Consider the following 17,659-nt stretch of genomic DNA (forward strand, 5'->3'; position numbering starts at 1 on the left):
TTCCGGCATGTTGCTGTTTCGCTGGACCGTGCTGCTGCTGCTGATCGCCGCCGGCGTCTGCTTTGCGTTTTACGTGGGCACCGGACAGGCCCGTTTCCGCGCCTGGGGCGTGATCATCCTCAAGTGGACGGTGATCGCTGCGCTGGGCTTCTTTGCAGTGCTGGTGCTGGAGCGATTGTTGTGAGTGAGCCTTTGAAACCCGTGGCCCTGGTGGTGGAAGACGACGAGCACATCGCCCACCTGCTGCGCTTCATGCTGGAGCGTGAAAAGTACACCGTGCACCTGGCCCGCGACGGCCGCGAGGGTCAGGCCTTCATCCAGTCGCAGCCGGTGCCCACCATTGTGCTGTTCGACGTGATGCTGCCGTTTGTGGATGGTTTCGAGCTGGTGCGGCTGGCGCGAGCCCAGCCCGGGTGGGACACCGTGCCGGTGGTGATGCTCACGGCCAAGACGCAGGAGCGCGACATCGTGCGTGCGCTGGACGCCGGTGCGACCGACTACATCCTCAAGCCCTTCCAGCCCAACGAGTTGCTGGCCCGCCTGCGGCGCTTCACCCGGGCACGGCCATGAGCCCACGTATCTTCTCCACCCTCATCTGCGTCGCTGCCACCGCTCTGCCCGCTGCGGCGCAGGCCGACGGCGGACAGCGCCTGATCCTGAGCACCGAGCTCAGCGACCTGGACCGGGGCAACCGCGACTGGAGCGAGGTGTCCTTGCGCTATGTGCGTCTGGGTGCACCGCGCCAGAGCACCGAACTGGCCGTGACCGGCACCTCGCGCTTCGGCTTGAAGGACTCGCAGATCGACGTGGCCCACACCACGCCGCTGTCGCCCTCGCTGGTGGCTTCGGTGCAGGCCAGCCACAGTCCCACCGCCCGTGTGCTGCCCGGCTACAGCGTGGGCGCCAGCCTGCAATACGAGTTCGCACCCGCTTGGCTGGTGCATGGCGGATTTCGGCACACCCACTACGACAGCACCGATGTCAACCGCCTGAGCTTCATGCTGGAGCGCTACATCGGCAACTTCAGCGCCTCGGTGGCGTGGTCACCGGTGCGCGCACTGGGCACGCGCAGCGATCTGGTCGAGCTGCGCGGCACCTGGTACCACAGCGAGGGCGGATCGATTGGCCTGATCGCCAGCCGCGGCGACGAGGCCACCCAATTGGGTGGCGGCGTGATCGCGCTGGCCGACGTGCGTTCGCTGGCGCTGGTGGGGCGCCACCGGCTGGGGCCGGACTACGGCCTGAACTATGCGCTGAGCCGCACGCGCCAGGGCAGCTTCTACACGCGCACGGGTCTCAGCCTCGGTGTTCAGCGAGACTTCTGACCCCTACCTGCTCGCGGCCCTGTGGGCCGGCACCGTCGCGCTGGCCCTGACCGTGGCCCTGGCGGTGGTGATCGTGGTGTTGCGGCTCAACCTGCAGCGCCAGGAACGGCGCTGGAGCGCCTTCGTCGAGCGTTGGCGCCCGCTGCTGCTGGCCATGATGATGGAGCCCGACGAGCCGCCCACGCTGCCCGCCCTGGCCCGAACCGAACGCACGCTGTTCCTGCGCCTGTGGGTCTATCTGCACGAGTCGGTGCGTGGTGCGGCGGCCGAGCAGCTCAACCAGGCCGCGCGGGTGCTGCAGATCGACCGCACCGCGCGCCGACTGCTGGTGCGTGGCTCGCGCGCCGAGCGTCTGCAGGCGGTGCTGGCGCTCGGCTATCTGCGTGACGAGCCGGCCTGGAAAGCCTTGCTGAAGCTGGCGCGGCGCGCCGACGGCCTGGTCTCGGTGAACGCGGCACGCGCGCTGATCCAGATCGACGCGTTCAAGGGAGCCGAGACGCTGATGCCGCTGATCCTCGCCCGGCGCGACTGGGACGTGAGCCGCGTGGCGGCCTTTCTGGTGGAAGCGCGCGATGCCTTCTGGCTGCATCTGGTGCGCCAGTTGCCGTCCATGCCGCCGCGCGACCTGCCGCGTGCGCTGCGCCTGGCCGACGCCTTGCGGCTGAAGCTGCCCGCTGGCGCCGTACGCGTGCTGCTGCAGGGCAACCAGACCTCGGTCGTGGTGCAGGTGGCCCTGCGGCTGGTGGCCAATGGTGAACTGCTCGACGAGATTCGAGCCTGCCTGCGGCACCCCGACTGGCGGGTGCGCGAGCAGGCCGCTCAGCAGTTGGCGCAGCAGGCCACGCCGACCGACACACCGGCCCTGGTCCAACTGCTCGACGACCCGCGCTGGAACGTGCGAATGGGCGCGGCGCAGGCGCTGGCCCAGCTGCCGTTTCTGAGCGACGAACAACTCGCCGCCCTGGCGCGACCGGGCGATGCCGGTGAGACCGTGGTGCGCCACGTGCTGGCAGAAAGGGCCTGGACATGAACACCGCGGTGCAGTGGATCACCTGGTTCGTGCTGGGCTACTTTGTGCTGCTCAACCTGGGTTACCTCGCGCTCAACCTGCTTTCCATGGGCAGCCTTTATCGAGGCTTGCAGGAAAAGGTGCTTGACGAACTGCCCCAGGTCTTCACCGGGCTGGACCCGGCCATCAGCCTGCTGGTGCCGGCGTACAACGAAGAGGCCTCCATGGCCGACTCGCTGCGCTCCATGCTGCAGCTGGCGTACTCCAACTTCGAGATCATCGTGATCAACGACGGCTCGAAGGACGGCACGCTCGACGTGCTCAAGCGCGAGTTCGAGCTGGAAGTCTTCCCCGAGGCGGTCAACGAGCGCCTGCCCACCCAGCCGGTGCGGGCCTACTACCGATCGCGCCTTCACGCCAACCTGCGCGTGATCGACAAGGACAACGGCGGCAAGGCCGATTCGCTCAACGCCGGCATCAACCTCTCGCGCCACAACCTCTTCTGCGGCGTGGATGCCGACTCGATTCTTGAGCGCGACAGCCTGCAGCGCGTGGTCAAGCCCTTCCTGCGCGACCCCACGGTGGTGGCCACGGGCGGCACGGTGCGCGTGGCCAACGGCTGCGTGATCGAGGGCGGTTTCATGACGCAGGTGAACTTGCCGTCCAACCCCTGGGCGCTGTTCCAGGTGGTGGAGTACCTGCGCGCCTTCCTGTTCGGGCGCCTGGGCTGGTCGCGCCTGAACGCCATGCTCATCATCTCCGGCGCCTTTGGCCTGTTCCGCAAGGACGTGGTGATCGCCGCTGGTGGCTACCGCGTCAAGACCATTGGCGAAGACATGGAGCTGGTGGTGCGCATCCACCGCCACCTGCGGGCGCAGGGCACGCCCTACCGCATCGAGTTCGTGCCCGACCCGGTGTGCTGGACCGAGGCGCCGGAAGACCTTCAGACGCTGCGCAACCAGCGCATCCGCTGGCAGCGTGGCCTCTCCGAGAGCCTGAGTGGTCATGCCGGCCTGATGTTCAGCCGACGCGGCGGTGCGCCGGGCTGGCTGGCCTACCCGTTCATGGTGGCGTTCGAGTGGCTGGGCCCGATCGTGGAGCTCGGTGGCTACGTGTTCATGGCGGTGGCCTACGCGCTGGGCGCCATTTCATGGGAAGCCTTCGCCGTGTTTTTGTTCGTGGCGGTGGGCCTGGGCATCCTGTTGTCGGTCTCGGGCCTGCTGCTCGAAGAAATGGCCTTCCACCTGTATCCGCGCATGGGCCAGCTCGCCCTGCTGGCGCTGGTGATCGTGGCCGAGAACCTGGGCTACCGGCAGATCAACAGCTGGTGGCGCCTGGTGGGTCTGTACCGCTGGGCCACGCAGCGTGAGGCAAAGTGGGGCGAGATGAAGCGCAAGGGCCTGAAGGCGCGCACCTGATCGCTCAGGCGCGCGGCAACGTGAAGTGGAACTCGGTGCGCACGCCTTCTTCGCTCTCGAAGCCGATCTCGCCGCCATGCTCCTTGATGATGGTGCGGCAGATGTTCAGGCCCAGCCCGGTGCCCCCCTTCTGCCGGCGGTCCGAGCCGTCGGCCTGGGCGAAGCGCTCGAACACCCGGTCCCGGAACTTCGCGGGCACGCCCGGTCCGCGGTCGATCACACCCAGGTGCACCCGCTCGGCGTTGGCGCTCAGCATCACTTGCACCAGGCCGCCGGGCGGTGAGAACTTCGCGGCGTTGGACAGCAGGTTGGTCACCACCTGCACGATGCGGTCGCCGTCGACCACCACCTCGCCGTCGGCGATCACCTCGAACTGGAAGCGCACGCCGAAACTGTCGGCATAGGACTGCGTGTCCCGGATCGCAGTTTCCACCAGCGGGCCCAATGGCTGGCGTGTCTTCTCGTAGGTGAACTGCTGCGAATCCATCTTCTCGACGTCCAGCACGTCGTTGATCAACCGGATCAGGCGCTCACAGCTCTGGCTGGAGATCTTCATGAGTTCCTGCACGTCGGCCGGCAGCTCGCCGGCCATGCCCGACTCCAACATGCTCAGCGAGGCGTAGATGGAGGTCAGCGGCGTGCGCAGTTCGTGCGAGACGGTGGAGATGAATTCGCTCTTGAGGCGCTGCACCTCCTTGCGCTCGGAGATGTCGTGCACGAAGGCGCTGAACAGTTGCACGCCACCGGTGTCGATCAGGCCGATCTTCATTTCCGCAGGGATCTCGCGGCCCCGGCGATCCCGCACCGTGCGCTCCAGCAGCTTGCCCTGGAAGGGCGCATCGCCGGTTTGCAGGTAGTGCACAAGCGCCTGGATGAAAGCTGCTTGATGGCGCTCGGGGATGATGGTTTTGGCCAACGACTCGCCCAGCACTTCCTCGCGCTTCCAGCCGAACAGTTTCTCGGCCTGGGTGTTCCAGTCGGTGATGCAGCCGTCGAAATCCATGCCGATGAACGGGTCCTGCGCGGTCTCGATGACCGTCTGGATGCGCTCTTCGCTGGCCGTCACGCGCTCCAGGGCCTCCTGCATGGCCGCTGTGCGATCGTGCACACGCCGCTCCAGCGACACGTTGAGTTCACGCACCTCGGTCTCGTTGTCCTGCAGCTTCTTCACCAGCGAGCTGAAGGCCTTGCCCAGCATGGCCACCTCGGTGTACCCGCGCGCGGAAGGTACTTTCACCGCATAGCCGGCCTCGATGCCGCGCGCCACATCGGTCAGGCCCAGCAAGGGCCGGGTGATCAGACGGGCGACGCCCCAGCCCAGCAGTGAGAACAGCACAGCCGCGCCCAGGCCGACGAGCAGCATGCGCATGTGCAACTGGTTCACCGGCGCATAGGCCTCACCCAATTCCTGGCGCACCAGCACCCGCCAGCCCAGTCCGGGGTAGGCGTTGAAGCCGCGGTCGCTGCTGTAGCCCACCAGGTAGTCCTTGCCATCGGGCCAGGTCTCCTGCACGTTGCCGCGTTCGCCGCGCCCGGCGGCGTCCAGGCTGCTCAAGCGCAGTATCGTGCCCTGCACATCGGGCGGCCCCAGCAGCACCATGCCGGCGCGGGAAACGATCAAGGGTTCGACGGTGCGGCTGCGTCCGACCGGCACGAAGATCGCCTGCTCGATGTCGCGCGCCCATTGCCACGACAGATGAACCCCCAGCACGCCGGTGGTCTGTCCCTTGTCGTTGCGCAGCGGAAAGGCGATGTCCACGAAACGCAGCGGCTCGCCACCCTGGCTGCCCAGCAGCTTGGCCAGCAGCAGGGCCTCGTGCACGTCGCCCATGGGCTTGTCTTGCAGCGCATTGCCAAACCACGGCCTGGCCGAGACATCGGCGCCTTCGAGCATGTTGCGTGTGGCCACCAGCACCTTGCCCGCCGGATCGGTCACGCCGATCCAGGCGTAGGTGGGGTAGCTCTGTTGCAGGCGGGTGATCTCGGTGCGCACCCGGTTCAGGTCGAGCTCGCCGTCGAGCCGGTTGGCAATCAGTTGCACCTCGCGGTATCGCTCGAACATGGAGCGGTCCAGGCGGCTGGTGGTCTGGTTGGCCAGCTCGGCGAGGTTGGCGCCGATGCTCTCGCGCACCTGCGCGCTGGCCGTGCGATCGCTCAACAGCGACAACAACAGGGTGAGAAAAACCGAGAGCAGCGTGAATGCCAGCGCCAGCCATGCGCTCAGGCTGAGGTTTTTCGGCTGGGGCAGGTTCATGCTCAGTAGATCCTTCCGGCCTTGTAGGCCGCGCTCGACCGTGCCTGCAAGGGCGACACCTTGTTGATCGCCTGCAGGGTGCGGCTGACCTGGGCATGCGTGATGGCCAGACCCAGCGCATCGGCAGCGTCCTTGCCCGGCAGGCCGGGCAGTTGCAGCAGTCGTTTCACCATTTCCTGCACCTGCGGCTTGGCCGCCTTGCCGTAGCCCACCACCGCCTTCTTGAGCTGCAGCGCGGTGTACTCGGCCACCGGCAGGTGGTTGGCCACCAGCGCGGTGAGGCAGGCGCCGCGCGCCTGACCCAACAGCAGCGTGGCCTGCGGGTTGACGTTGACAAACACGATCTCGCAGGCCGAGACCTCGGGCTGGTAGCGCGCCACCACCTCGGTGATGCCGTCGAACAGGATCTTGAGCCGTTCGGGCAGGAGCGCACCGTCTTTCGGGCTGGTCTGTATGGTGCCGCTGGCCACGTAATGCAGGTGCGGACCGTCGGTGTCGATCACGCCGAAGCCGGTGCATTGCAGGCCGGGGTCGATGCCGAGGATTCTCATAGGTTGAAGGTCCAGCGAACCGAGTGAAAGAACACCGGTGCGGCAAAGCACAGGGCATCCACCCGGTCGAGCAGGCCGCTGGCGCCCGTGACCGAGCGGCCCGCCAGGCCCCAGTGCGTCACGCCGCGGTCGCGTTTGATTGCCTTCATGACCAGGTGGCCGAGCGACCCGGCCACGCAGGCCACCAGCGCCATCGCCAGTGCGGGCAGAGGTTTGAACGGTGTGAGCCCGGCGAGCAAGGCGCCGAGCAGGCCACCCGCGGCCAGCCCCATGGCCCAGCTGCGCCAGTGAAAGCTGTCGCTGATGGCCGGTGCCACCGGCTTGCCCAGCGTGCGCGCGGCCAGATGCTGCACCAGCATGCAGGTCTGCACCACCAGCACCAGGAAAAACACGAGAAAGGCCGTCTTGCCCGCGAAGCCGGGGAAGTTCAGCAAGAGCAACGCCGGCACATGGCTCATGCCATAGACGCAGACCATGATGCCCCACTGCAGCTTGGCGTTGCGCTCCAGGAAGCGCTGCGGGTCGTTGCCCAGCGCGCTCACCACCGGGATGGCCAGGAACACATAGACCGGGATGAACACGGTGAAGAGGTTGAAGCGCTCGGTCCAGACCAGTGCGTATTGCAGCGGCAGCACGATGAAAAAGGCCAGCACCAGACTGCGGTGGTCGCCGCGCCGCGTGGGCGAGAGGCTGATGAACTCGCGCAGAATGAAGAACGAGACGAAGCCGAACAGCACGATGGCCACGCCTTCACCCATGGCCCAGCCGATCCAGAACACCAGCGCCATGCCCCACGAGCTGCGCAGCAGCGCCTGGTTGTCGCGCAAGCGCAGTTCGCGTTCACCGGTCTCGTCTTCGCCGGCGCGGCGTTCGCGCACGGAGAGCAACACACTCACGCCGCTGGCGATGAACAACAGGCCGAACAGCAGCACGAACAGCAGACTGACCTGTTGCTCGGCGGTGAGGCTGCGCAGGAAGGAACCCATCGGATCAGACCTCCCGCAGGGCGATCACCGCCTCGCGCGCGCGCTTCAGAAAATCGGCGCGGGACTCGCCGGTGCCCGGTGCAACGGGTTCACCAAACGTGACCGAGCACAACACCGGCACCGGCACCACCTCACCCTTGGGCATCACGCGCTGCACGTTGTGGATCCAGGCCGGCACCAGCACCACGCCAGGGAAGCGCTGGGCCAGGTTGAACAGGCCCGATTTGAACGGCTGCGGGTCTTCTCCATGGCCGCGCGTGCCTTCGGGAAACAGGATCAGCGAGTCGCCGCTTTCCAGCGCGTTGATCAGCGGCTGCAGCGGGTCTTCGTCGCCCTTGCGCTCGCGCTCCACATACACGGCGTTGAACACCTCGGTGGTGATCCAGCGCTTGAAGTTCGAGGCCGTCCAGTAGTCCTTGGCGGCGATGGGGCGCGTGATGCTGCGCAACTCGTGCGGCAGCGCGGCCCAGATCAGCACCAGGTCGGCGTGGCTCTGGTGGTTGGCGAAGTAGATGCGCTGCTCGGCCTTGGGCGGGCAGCCGTACCAGCGCGCCTGTGCGCCGGTGAGCAGGCGCACCAGGCCCAGCAGGAACACGCTCATGGCGGTGGCGCGCAAGTTCATGGCAGCCGGACTTCACCCATGCGGGCAACGATGGTGCCGGTGCGCCGTGCCAGGTAGGCCGAGCCCTGGCGCGTTTCGAAAAATTTGGGCGAGGGCAGCATCACCGCCAGGCGCGCCGCTTCAGAGGCGTTGAGCCTGCTGGCCGGTTTGTTGAAATAACGCTGCGCGGCCGCCTCGGCGCCAAACACGCCTTCGCCCCATTCCACGCTGTTGAGGTAGATCTCCAGGATGCGCTCCTTGCTCAGCAGCGCATCCAGCGCGAGCGCCAGCACCAGCTCCTGGCCCTTGCGCAAGAACTGGCGTTCACCGGAGAGCAGCAGGTTTTTGGCCAGTTGCTGGGTGATGGTGGAGCCGCCCACGACCTTGGGTTCGCGCACCGGCTTGTTGGGTTGGGCCGCTGCGCGCTTTTCGGCTTGCTGCTGGCGCTTCTCGTTTTTCTGCCAGGCCCCCTCCATCGCATCCCAGTCCACGCCGCCGTGCTCCAGGAATCCAGCGTCTTCAGAGGCGATCACGGCGCGCTTGAGGTTCGGGCTGATCTGGTCGCCCGCCACCCACTGGTGTGCCCAGCGCCAGCTCTTGTCGGTGGTCAGGCTCTGCTGGCCCACACGCCAGGCTTCCGAGCGCATGAACGCGGTGCTGGTCGGGTCGATCACCACCATGGCCGCGATGCGCAAGGCAAAGAACACCTGCAGCGCCACCCCGGCCAGGACCATCCACAACAGCCAGCGCCCGAGTGCCCTCATCTACTGGCCTGAGAGCTGGGTCTGCAGCGTCTCGTCGCGCGTGAAACGGAAGCGCGAGACCACCACGATCTGGTCGGCCTGGCGTCGCATGCTGTCGTTGAACTTGCCGAACGAGAGACTGCGCACGATGGCCTGGGCACGGCGGTCGAGCAGGTTGGTGCCCGAGGTCTGCACGATCTCGGTGTCGAGCACCGCGCCGCTGTGGTTGACGGTGATGACCATGGTGAGCTCGCCATAGAGCTTGCGCCCGGCGGCTTCTGGAAAGTTGGTGGTGCCGCGGTCTTCGATCTTGCGGCGCAACTCGTCGTAGTAAATGGCGTACACCGCCTCGCGCGTGGCCGGGCTGATGTAGCGCTTCTTGGGCCGCGCGCTTTCTTCGTTGATTCGCCGCTCGATCTCGGCCAGGATCTTCACCAGCGCCTTGCGCTTCTCTTCGCGCTCCACCACTTCGCGGCTGGGGTTGACCGACTGCGTGTCGGGTGGCGGCATCGTCGCCAGCGCCCGGCGCACCTGGGCGAGCAGCTGGTTTTGCTGATCGCGCAGCGCCTCGATCCTGCGTTCGTCTTCTTCGGGCGTGTCCCCCACGCGCGCCACTGCCGTGGGTGGCAGGGGTGAGGTGGAGCGTCCGCGCACCGCATCGCCGCCGCCGGCAAGCGCAGCCTGGGCAATCGCCGTGGCCTTTTCGGGTCGTTCGTTGCTGCGCGCGTTGACCAGGATCACCTCCAGCGGCGTGTCCTGAAACACCCGGTTGAATCCCTGGGGGTTCACGAACCTGACCGTGAGCACCACCGCATGCACCGCGATCGACACCCCCAGCGCCAGCTGCAGCGTGCTCAGGGTTTTCAGGAACGCGAGGGATGATTTCACGCGGCGATTATCGGTGCGCCCCGGGCCGTCAGGCCGAATGACCTGCCGGGTCGGTGGCCCCGGGTGGCTGGGCGGCGGGCTCAGCTCCATCGGCCTCGTTCATGTCGATGGCCAGGGCCAGCGGCGCCGACAGTTCCTCGTCCTCGCCGTCCTCGCCAGCGCTGTCGTCCGCCACCTCATCCACAGGCAAGTCCAGCCGTTCAATCACGGTGCCGTGCACATCGAGCGTGATGTCGTCGATCTCGCCCAGCCTCACGCGCACATGCGCGCCGCGCGGCAGGCCGTCGGCCCCCATCACCGGCAACACCAGCGGCAGCGTGTCGGCGCGCACCAGGTTGTCTTTCACCAGCGTGGCGGTGAGTTCGGTGGTGCCGTTTTGCTGCAGGTGCTTGAGTGTCCAGTAGCGCTCCATGCCGTTCTGAAAACCGTTGTAGGCGGTGTAGGCGGCGTCGAACGCGCTGATGATGGAGAACAGGTTGGCGTCTTTGGGCTTGAAAGGCGCGGCGAGCGCGGCGGTCTTGCCGTGGCGCGCGCACGCAATGATCTGCCACTGGTTGACCATGTCCACATAACGGCGCAGGGGCGAGGTGCTCCAGGCGTAGCTCTTGACGCCGATGCCGGCGTGCGGCTGGGCCTTGGTGCCCATGCGCACCTTCACGCCGGGGGCCATGCTGGCCTGGCTGCGGTAGATGCCGGGCACGCCGCAGTCGGCCAGCCAGTTGCCCCAGGTGCTGTTGGCCAGGATCATGGCTTCGGCCACCATCAGATCGAGCGGCGCGCCGCGCTGGCGCGTGCCGATCACCACCACCTCGTCGCCCACCGGCTCGTCGCCGGTCTTGCCTTCGAGGCGGAAGGTGTAGTCGGGTCGGGTGAAGTTCTCGGGCTTGCCGCGCACCACTTCGCGTTGCGCTTTCAGGTGCCTGGCCAGCGTGAAGATGAAGGCCAGCGTGGGCTGCAGCGCGGCGATCTCGGGTATGGCGTTGCTGGCCGGGGCTTCGCCCGAGAGCCAGGCTTCGGTGATCACGGTGTCGAGCTGGTCGTGGCGCAGGTTCTGCGCGATCGGAACCCGCTCCAGCGCGGTACGGGTGTCGGTGATGGACAGCGTGGTTTCGTCAAACGTCACGTAGAGCGAGACCGCGGGGCAGTCGCGCCCGGCCAAGAGCGTGTAGGCCTGCACCACCTCGTCGGGCAGCATGGTGATCTTGTGGCCCGGCATGTAGACGGTGGACAGGCGGTGGCGCGCCACCTGGTCGATGGCACTCTCGGGCGCGATGGCCAGGCCCGGTGCGGCAATGTGGATGCCCAGCACCACCGAGCCGCTGCCCAGGCCCTGCAACGAGAGCGCATCGTCGATCTCGGTGGTGTGCGAGTCGTCGATGGAGAAGGCTTGCACCGTGGCCAAGGGCAGCTCGTCGGTGATCACTGGCGCCTGCAGCGCGGGGAAGCCGGTGCCCTTGGGGAACTGGTCGAACAGGAAACGCTGCCAGTGGAACTGGTAGGCGCTGCGGATGGCGCCGGCGTTTTGCAGCAAGGTCAGCGGCGCGGTGTGGCTACTGCGCGCGGCCTCGACCACGGCCTTGTACTCGGGCGCGTTCTTGTCGGGCTTGAAGAGGATCTTGTAGAGCTGCTGGCGCACCGGCTCGGGGCAGGTGCCGCTGGCGAGTTCGGCGGCCCAGGCCTCGATCTGCGCCTGAACCTGTTTCTTTTTCTCGATGCCGGCCAACGCCTGGGCCAGGATGTCGGCCGGGGCTTTTTTGTAGCGGCCTTTGCCGGCGCGGCGGAAGTAGTGCGGCGCGCCCTGCAGGCACAGGAGTGCAGCCACCTGCTCGGCCGTGCTGGCGCTGCTGTTGAAGTACTCGCGCGCCAGATCGGCAAAGCCGAATTCGTCTTCGGGTGCGAATTCGTAGGCCAGTGCCAGGTCCATCTCGCCCGACAACGCGGTGGCGGCGCTCATCAACGGACCCGGGGCGGGCTTTTCAAACCGCAGCAGCGCATTGACCGCCTTGACCTTGACGCGCTTGCCGGATTCGAGCTCGACTTGCAGGGAACTTTCGGCCTCGGACAGGAGGCGGCCGGTCAACAACTTGCCGGCTTCATCAAACAGGATGTGCATGGGCCGGATTGTCCCATGGGGCCGCTACAGGTTCAGGAAACCAAACAGCGCATCCACATGGTCGTCGAAGTCGCTGATGGCGTGGTCGCTGCCCTCCAGCAGACGCACCGTGCCTCCCGCGCAGAAAGCCTGCATTTCCCGCCAGTCCAGCACCTCGTCGCCCTGGGCCACGATGGCGAACAAGCCCTCGGGCGTGGCGGGCTGGCGGGCCGCCAGGCGATCAATGTCGGCCTGCTGCGCCCGCAGCTCGTCCACGAAACCGGGCTGGAAAAAGAAGCGCTCCTCGGGGTCGTGCCAGGCGGTTTGCTCGCCGATGTAAGTCGAAAGATCGCGTGCCGGGAACGGGGCGGGGTTGAGCAGCACGGCGGGGCAGCCGGTCTGCAGCGAGAACCAGCGGGCGTAGAAGCCACCCAGCGACGATCCCACCACCGCCATGGTCTCGCGTGGCCAGCTTGCCGTGCCCTGCATCACCAGCGCCATCGCCTCGGCCGGTGAGGGCGGCAGTTGGGGGCACCACCAGGTCACGTCAGGATGTTCGGCCTGCACCCGCGCGGCCACCTTGCGCGCCTTCATCGATTGGGGTGACGAGCGAAAGCCGTGGAGGTAAAGCAGGTGGGTGGTGGTGGGGCGCATCGCCGAAGGATAATCCGGGGTCATGTCCGCCGTGTTCGACAAACCTTCCCTGCTGCAGCGCATCGCCCCGATCTTCCAGGGCTTTGATCTGCTGCTGCTGCTGGCCATCGTGATCATGGCGGGCGCCGGGCTGCTGACCATGTACTCGGTCGGCTTCGACCACGGCACGCGCTTCTCGTCCCATGGGCGCAACATGATGATCGCCGCCGGCGTGCTGTTCCTCGTCTCCCAGATCCCGCCACATCGGCTCATGACCCTGGCCTTGCCGGCTTACACGCTGGGCGTGGTGCTGCTGCTGGGCGTGGAGTTCTTCGGCATCGCGCGCAAGGGCTCTCAGCGCTGGCTCGACATCGGTGTCGTCATCCAGCCCAGCGAGCTGATGAAGATCGCCATGCCGCTCATGCTGGCCTGGTGGTTCCACCGCCGCGAAGGCTTGCTCAAGCCGCTGGACTTCGCCGCCGCCGGCCTGCTGCTCATGTTGCCGGTGGCGCTGGTGCTCAAGCAGCCCGACCTCGGCACCTCGCTGCTGGTGCTCTCGTCCGGCCTGTTTGTCATCTTCTTTGCCGGCCTGAGCTGGAAGCTCATCCTGCCGCCGGTGCTCGTGGGCGCGCTGGGCGTCGTCCTGCTGATCGCCTTTGAGGGCCAGCTGTGCGCGCCCGACGTGGACTGGCATGTGCTGCGGGAGTACCAGCGCCAGCGCGTGTGCACGCTGCTGGATCCGTCCAAGGACCCGCTGGGCAAGGGTTTCCACATCATCCAGGGCATGATCGCCATCGGCTCCGGCGGGGTGTGGGGCAAGGGTTTCATGCAGGGCACGCAGACCCACCTGGAGTTCATTCCCGAGCGCACCACCGATTTCATCTACGCCGCGTTCTCCGAAGAGTTCGGCCTGGTCGGCACCCTGGGGCTCATGGCCGGCTTCATTTTCCTGATCGTGCGCGGCCTGGTGATTGCCATGGAGGCGCCCACGCTGTTCTCCCGACTGCTGGCGGGCGCCCTCACGCTCAACATCTTTGTCTACGCCTTCGTCAACATGGGCATGGTCAGCGGCATCCTGCCGGTGGTGGGCGTGCCTTTGCCGTTCGTGAGCTACGGCGGCACGGCCATGGTGACCATGGGCGTGGGGCTGGGCATGCTGATGTCGATCGCCAAGTCCCGGCGCTTCATGCAGTCATGACGGTCGCCCTCATTGGTGCCGGCAACATGGGCGGCGCGCTGGTTGAGCGGTTGTGTGAGGCCCAATGGGCCGTGACCGTGTGTGACATCGACCCGCTTCGCCAGTGGCAGGCCCTGGCCGCCGGTGCCAGCCTGGCCGACACCCCGTTGGCCGCCGTGGCCCAGCTCGGCAACGAGGGCGCCCTGCTGCTCGTGGTGGTGGATGCCGACCAATGCCGCGAGGTGCTGTGGGGCGATCAGGGCGCATCCGTCGGATTGCGGCCCGGGCACACCGTGGTGCTGTGCCCCACCATCGCACCCGAAGACACCATCTCCATCGCCGAGCGGCTGGCACTGCAGGGGATTGCCTGCATCGACGCGCCCATGTCGGGCGGCCCGCAGCGCGCGCGCGACGGCCGCATGAGCCTGATGGTGGCCGCGCCAGCGGCGGTGCTGGAGCGCCATGCCGACCTGCTGGCCGCCCTGTCGCTCAACGTGATGCGCATCAGCGAACGCGTGGGTGACGGCGCGCGCACCAAGCTGGTCAACAACCTGCTCGCCGGCATCAACCTGGTGGGTGCGGCCGAGGTGCTGGCGCTGGCCGGGCGCATGGGGCTGGACCTCAGCACCACGCTGGACGTGATCGAACGTTCCAGCGGGCAGAGCTGGATCGGCTCGGACCGCATGCGCCGCGCCATCGCCAACGATCTGGTGCCGCGCGCCCATGTGACCCTGCTGGAAAAAGACACGCGGCTGGCGGTGGCGGCTGCGCGCAGCTCGGGGTTTGAAGGCCCGCTGGGCGCGAGTGCGGCCGGTGTGTTCAAAGCGGCCAGTGAGGCGGGCATGGCCGATCTGGACGACGCCGCGCTGCTCTCGTTCCTGCGCCAGACCGCGCCAAGACCCTGACACCAGCGCGCAGGGCGGGTCGTTCTTACAATGGCCCCATGATTTCACGCGAACCCACCCTGGCCCGTCTGGCCACCGCCCAAAGCCTGCTCCTCGAACCGTTTGGCCTGACGCCCGCGCACTTGCAGCGCGCGCTCGGCGAGATCATGTCGCACGGCGTGGACGATGCCGACCTGTATTTCCAGACCACGCGCAGCGAGGGCTGGAGCCTGGAAGAGGGCATCGTCAAGACCGGCAGCTTCAGCATCGACCAGGGCGTGGGCGTGCGCGCGGTCAGCGGGGAAAAGACCGCTTTCGCGTACTCCGACGACCTCTCCTGGGACTCGCTGCTGGACGCAGCGCACACCGTGCGCAGCATCTCCGGCCAGGGCCAGTCGAAGAAGGTGAAGACGCCAGCGGCCAAGGTCGCCAAGTCGCGCTCGCTTTATGGCGGCGTGGACCCGATCGGCACGCTCGACAGCACGGCCAAGGTGGCGCTGCTGGAGAAGGTTGAAAAAATGGCCAAGGCCAAGGACCCGCGCGTGGTGCAGGTGATGGCCGGTCTGGCTGCCGAGCACGACGTGGTGCTGGTGGCGCGCGCCGACGGCACGCTGGCCGCCGACGTGCGCCCCCTGATCCGCCTGTCGGTCACCGTGATCGCCGAGCAGGCCGGCCGCCGCGAGGTGGGCTCATCCGGCGGCGGTGGCCGTTTTGGTCTCGCCTACTTTGACGACACGATGGTGCAGACCTACGTGGACGAAGCCGTGTCGTCCGCGTTGACCAACCTCGACGCCCGGCCCGCGCCGGCCGGCGAGATGGTGGTGGTGCTGGGCTCGGGCTGGCCGGGCATCCTGCTGCACGAAGCCGTGGGCCACGGCCTGGAAGGCGACTTCAACCGCAAGGGCTCCAGCGCCTTTGCCGGGCGCATCGGGCAGCGCGTGGCGGCCAAGGGCGTGACCGTGCTGGATGACGGCACCATCGCCGACCGCCGCGGTTCGCTCAACGTGGACGACGAAGGCCACACTTCGCAGAAAAACGTGCTGATCGAAGACGGCATCCTGCGTGGCTACATCCAGGACTCGATGAACGCGCGCCTGATGGGTGTGAAGCCCACCGGCAACGGCCGACGCGAGAGCTATGCCCACGTGCCCATGCCCCGCATGACCAACACCTACATGCTGGGCGGCGACAAGGCGCCCGAGGAAATCGTGGCCAGCATCAAGAAAGGCCTGTACGCCACCAACTTTGGCGGTGGTCAGGTCGACATCACCTCTGGCAAGTTCGTGTTTTCCGCGAGCCAGGCCTACTGGGTGGAAAACGGCCAGATCCAGTATCCGGTGAAGGGCGCCACGCTGGTGGGCAACGGCCCCGATTCCCTCACCCGCGTGAGCATGATCGGCAACGACATGAAGCTCGACAGCGGTGTGGGCACCTGCGGCAAGGAAGGCCAGAGCGTGCCGGTGGGTGTGGGTCAGCCCACGCTGCGCATCGACGGACTCACGGTCGGCGGTACCGCCTAATCTGCCGCCGCAGCACCAGAAGCCGGGATCTTTCCCGGCTTTTTCACGACTGCGTAGCGCAGCAGGGTTTGATCCCGCGCCACCGCGTGGTCCACCACCGGGCGCGGGTAGGTCTTGCCCAATTCCACCCCGGCGCTCAACAACTCCATCTCGCGTGCGAGCCACGGCGCATGAATTGCCGCATCCGGCAGGCCCGCGAGTTCGGGCAGGTAGCGCCGGATGAACTTGGCCTGCGGGTCGAACTTCTCGCTCTGGCTCACCGGGTTGAAGATGCGGAAGTAGGGCTGGGCATCGCAGCCGCTGGAACTGGCCCATTGCCAGCCGCCGTTGTTGGCGGCCAGGTCAAAGTCGATCAGCTTCTCGGCAAAGTAGCGCTCGCCCCACTGCCAATGGATACCGAGGTCTTTCACCAGAAAACTCGCCACCACCATGCGCAGGCGGTTGTGCATGTAGCCGGTCTGGTTGATCTGGTGCATGGCCGCGTCCACCAGCGGGTAGCCGGTTCGGCCCTCGCACCAGGCGGCAAACAGCTCCTTGCCGTGTTTGCCGTGCTCAAACTTGATGTGGTCGTACTCGGGCTTGAAGGCCTTGTCCACCACGTGCGGGAAGTTGGCCAGCACCTGGTGGTAGAAGTCGCGCCAGATCAGCTCTGACAGCCAGGTGCTCGCGCCCACCATGCCCTGCAGGTGCATCTGGTACGCCACCGAAGCCAGGTGGCGGATGGAGATGGTGCCGAAGCGCAGGTGCACGCTGAGGTAGCTCGGGCCTTTCACGGCGGGGAAGTTGCGCGTGTCGTCGTAGCGGTCGATGCGCTCCACAAAATCTTCAAACAGGCGGTGCGCGCCGCTCATGCCCGTGGGCAGCGGCAGTTGCGACAGGTTGGTGGGCTCGAAGCCGATGTCGGCCAGCGTGGGCACCGGTTTGGCCCATGCAGGCGGCACAGGCGCCAGCGTGCGCGCGTACTGCGCCACCGGGTAGGCCTTGAGGTGGAAAGGCGTGAGCGCCTTGAGCCAGGCGTTCTTGTAGGGCGTGAACACACCGAACGCGTTGCCCATTTGGGTGAGCACCTCGCGCCGCTCGAAGATCACATGGTCCTTGTGGCTGTGCAGCAAGATGCCGGCGTGCGCCAGGTCGCCGAACACCTGGGCATCACGCGCCAGCGCGGCGGGCTCGTCGTCGTGGTTGGCAAACACCGCCTGCACCGCGAGCTGCTGCGCCAGCGCCGGCACCGCCTTGGCCGCCGGGCCGTGCATCACGATCAGGCCCACACCGTCGGCACCGTTGTCGCGTCCCAGCGCGCGCAAGGCAGCGTCGAGCTCCACCAGCGATTCGCGGATGAACTCCACGCGCCGGTCTGCCCGGGGCAGGGCGTCGAGGATGTCGGTGTCGAACACGAACACGCACCAGACCTGACGGCAGACCTTGAGCGCGTGGTACAGCGCGGCATTGTCCTCGGCGCGCAGATCGCGGCGGAACCACATCAGGCCTTTGTCGTAGGTGTTCATGGGTCCGGGCGGAAGGTGCTGAGGGGATGGGGACTGCCACCCGTGGGGGGCAGGGCAAGCGGCTTAAAATCGC

At 67.0% G+C, this 17,659-nt stretch carries 17 protein-coding genes; 8 read left to right on the forward strand and 9 right to left on the reverse strand.

Annotation, left to right across the window (positions count from 1 at the left end):
• Nucleotides 1-7: 7 nt before the first annotated feature.
• From F9Z44_RS22730 to F9Z44_RS03885, 5 genes are read left to right on the forward strand one after another with little or no spacing between them, the layout of a single operon-like run.
• Nucleotides 8-184, forward strand: coding sequence for a hypothetical protein (locus tag F9Z44_RS22730; protein ID WP_201450003.1), 177 nt, complete (start codon nt 8-10; stop codon nt 182-184).
• Nucleotides 181-570 carry a response regulator transcription factor gene (locus tag F9Z44_RS03870; protein WP_236574242.1) on the forward strand — a complete coding sequence of 130 codons (390 nt, stop codon included), beginning with the start codon at nt 181-183 and terminating at the stop codon, nt 568-570. Before F9Z44_RS22730 ends, F9Z44_RS03870 begins: the two co-directional genes overlap by 4 nt.
• Nucleotides 567-1,325, forward strand: a complete 759-nt coding sequence (locus F9Z44_RS03875) for a YaiO family outer membrane beta-barrel protein (RefSeq protein WP_159603765.1) — start codon at nt 567-569, stop codon at nt 1,323-1,325. The genes F9Z44_RS03870 and F9Z44_RS03875 overlap by 4 nt, the downstream gene beginning before the upstream one ends.
• Complete coding sequence (locus F9Z44_RS03880; RefSeq protein ID WP_159603767.1) at nt 1,306-2,355, forward strand: HEAT repeat domain-containing protein; 1,050 nt, start codon at nt 1,306-1,308, stop codon at nt 2,353-2,355. Before F9Z44_RS03875 ends, F9Z44_RS03880 begins: the two co-directional genes overlap by 20 nt.
• On the forward strand, nt 2,352-3,752 hold the full coding sequence (locus F9Z44_RS03885) for a glycosyltransferase family 2 protein (RefSeq protein WP_159603769.1): 1,401 nt from the start codon (nt 2,352-2,354) through the stop codon (nt 3,750-3,752). Before F9Z44_RS03880 ends, F9Z44_RS03885 begins: the two co-directional genes overlap by 4 nt.
• A gap of 4 nt (nt 3,753-3,756) precedes the next feature.
• Here the strand turns inward: F9Z44_RS03885 and F9Z44_RS03890 are convergent, their stop codons facing one another.
• The 8 genes from F9Z44_RS03890 to F9Z44_RS03925 are packed head-to-tail and all read right to left on the reverse strand — an operon-like array spanning nt 3,757 to nt 12,545.
• Nucleotides 3,757-6,006, reverse strand: coding sequence for a sensor histidine kinase (locus F9Z44_RS03890; protein ID WP_159603771.1), 2,250 nt, complete (start codon nt 6,004-6,006; stop codon nt 3,757-3,759).
• A 2-nt stretch (nt 6,007-6,008) separates the two neighbouring features.
• The gene (ruvC, locus tag F9Z44_RS03895; RefSeq protein ID WP_159603773.1) at nt 6,009-6,557 is read right to left on the reverse strand and encodes a crossover junction endodeoxyribonuclease RuvC; all 549 of its coding nucleotides are present in this window, start codon (nt 6,555-6,557) and stop codon (nt 6,009-6,011) included.
• Entirely contained in the window at nt 6,554-7,543 is a 990-nt protein-coding gene (locus tag F9Z44_RS03900; RefSeq protein ID WP_159603775.1) for a phosphatidate cytidylyltransferase, read from the reverse strand. The genes ruvC and F9Z44_RS03900 overlap by 4 nt, the downstream gene beginning before the upstream one ends.
• 4 nt (nt 7,544-7,547) lie before the next feature.
• On the reverse strand, nt 7,548-8,165 hold the full coding sequence (locus tag F9Z44_RS03905) for a lysophospholipid acyltransferase family protein (protein WP_159603777.1): 618 nt from the start codon (nt 8,163-8,165) through the stop codon (nt 7,548-7,550).
• Entirely contained in the window at nt 8,162-8,908 is a 747-nt protein-coding gene (gene mtgA / locus F9Z44_RS03910) for a monofunctional biosynthetic peptidoglycan transglycosylase (RefSeq protein ID WP_159603778.1), read from the reverse strand. Before mtgA ends, F9Z44_RS03905 begins: the two co-directional genes overlap by 4 nt.
• Entirely contained in the window at nt 8,909-9,775 is an 867-nt protein-coding gene (locus tag F9Z44_RS03915) for an energy transducer TonB (protein WP_236574243.1), read from the reverse strand.
• Between the two features lie 28 nt (nt 9,776-9,803).
• Entirely contained in the window at nt 9,804-11,888 is a 2,085-nt protein-coding gene (locus F9Z44_RS03920) for a ribonuclease catalytic domain-containing protein (protein ID WP_159603779.1), read from the reverse strand.
• 24 nt (nt 11,889-11,912) lie between these two features.
• Nucleotides 11,913-12,545 carry a YqiA/YcfP family alpha/beta fold hydrolase gene (locus F9Z44_RS03925; RefSeq protein WP_236574244.1) on the reverse strand — a complete coding sequence of 211 codons (633 nt, stop codon included), beginning with the start codon at nt 12,543-12,545 and terminating at the stop codon, nt 11,913-11,915.
• Between F9Z44_RS03925 and rodA the strand changes: the two genes are divergently transcribed.
• From rodA to tldD, 3 genes are read left to right on the forward strand one after another with little or no spacing between them, the layout of a single operon-like run.
• Nucleotides 12,544-13,698 (forward strand): rod shape-determining protein RodA, encoded by a 1,155-nt coding sequence (rodA, locus tag F9Z44_RS03930; protein WP_159603780.1) that lies wholly within the window; start codon nt 12,544-12,546, stop codon nt 13,696-13,698. The genes F9Z44_RS03925 and rodA overlap by 2 nt on opposite strands.
• Entirely contained in the window at nt 13,695-14,582 is an 888-nt protein-coding gene (locus tag F9Z44_RS03935; RefSeq protein ID WP_159603781.1) for an NAD(P)-dependent oxidoreductase, read from the forward strand. The genes rodA and F9Z44_RS03935 overlap by 4 nt, the downstream gene beginning before the upstream one ends.
• A 38-nt stretch (nt 14,583-14,620) precedes the next feature.
• Nucleotides 14,621-16,081: a metalloprotease TldD gene (gene tldD / locus F9Z44_RS03940; protein WP_159603782.1), complete on the forward strand. Its 1,461-nt coding sequence runs from the start codon at nt 14,621-14,623 to the stop codon at nt 16,079-16,081.
• Here the strand turns inward: tldD and F9Z44_RS03945 are convergent.
• A complete protein-coding gene (locus tag F9Z44_RS03945) occupies nt 16,078-17,586 on the reverse strand; it encodes a cryptochrome/photolyase family protein (RefSeq protein ID WP_159603783.1) in 1,509 nt (502 codons plus the stop codon). The genes tldD and F9Z44_RS03945 overlap by 4 nt on opposite strands.
• Nucleotides 17,587-17,659: the final 73 nt, after the last annotated feature.

The sequence above is a fragment of the Hydrogenophaga sp. PBL-H3 genome (assembly GCF_010104355.1).
In the GTDB taxonomy this organism is placed as follows: domain Bacteria; phylum Pseudomonadota; class Gammaproteobacteria; order Burkholderiales; family Burkholderiaceae_C; genus Hydrogenophaga.

What these genes read in the sequence shown, in the direction of transcription:
- F9Z44_RS22730 (WP_201450003.1), top strand. Translation starts at nt 8, where the DNA reads ATGTTGCTGTTTCGCTGGACCGTGCTGCTGCTGCTGATCGCCGCCGGC.
- F9Z44_RS03875 (WP_159603765.1), top strand. Translation starts at nt 567, where the DNA reads ATGAGCCCACGTATCTTCTCCACCCTCATCTGCGTCGCTGCCACCGCT.
- F9Z44_RS03885 (WP_159603769.1), top strand. Translation starts at nt 2,352, where the DNA reads ATGAACACCGCGGTGCAGTGGATCACCTGGTTCGTGCTGGGCTACTTT.
- F9Z44_RS03890 (WP_159603771.1), bottom strand. Translation starts at nt 6,006, where the DNA reads ATGAACCTGCCCCAGCCGAAAAACCTCAGCCTGAGCGCATGGCTGGCG.
- ruvC (WP_159603773.1), bottom strand. Translation starts at nt 6,557, where the DNA reads ATGAGAATCCTCGGCATCGACCCCGGCCTGCAATGCACCGGCTTCGGC.
- F9Z44_RS03900 (WP_159603775.1), bottom strand. Translation starts at nt 7,543, where the DNA reads ATGGGTTCCTTCCTGCGCAGCCTCACCGCCGAGCAACAGGTCAGTCTG.
- F9Z44_RS03905 (WP_159603777.1), bottom strand. Translation starts at nt 8,165, where the DNA reads ATGAACTTGCGCGCCACCGCCATGAGCGTGTTCCTGCTGGGCCTGGTG.
- mtgA (WP_159603778.1), bottom strand. Translation starts at nt 8,908, where the DNA reads ATGAGGGCACTCGGGCGCTGGCTGTTGTGGATGGTCCTGGCCGGGGTG.
- F9Z44_RS03920 (WP_159603779.1), bottom strand. Translation starts at nt 11,888, where the DNA reads ATGCACATCCTGTTTGATGAAGCCGGCAAGTTGTTGACCGGCCGCCTC.
- rodA (WP_159603780.1), top strand. Translation starts at nt 12,544, where the DNA reads ATGTCCGCCGTGTTCGACAAACCTTCCCTGCTGCAGCGCATCGCCCCG.
- F9Z44_RS03925 (WP_236574244.1), bottom strand. Translation starts at nt 12,545, where the DNA reads ATGACCCCGGATTATCCTTCGGCGATGCGCCCCACCACCACCCACCTG.
- F9Z44_RS03935 (WP_159603781.1), top strand. Translation starts at nt 13,695, where the DNA reads ATGACGGTCGCCCTCATTGGTGCCGGCAACATGGGCGGCGCGCTGGTT.
- tldD (WP_159603782.1), top strand. Translation starts at nt 14,621, where the DNA reads ATGATTTCACGCGAACCCACCCTGGCCCGTCTGGCCACCGCCCAAAGC.
- F9Z44_RS03945 (WP_159603783.1), bottom strand. Translation starts at nt 17,586, where the DNA reads ATGAACACCTACGACAAAGGCCTGATGTGGTTCCGCCGCGATCTGCGC.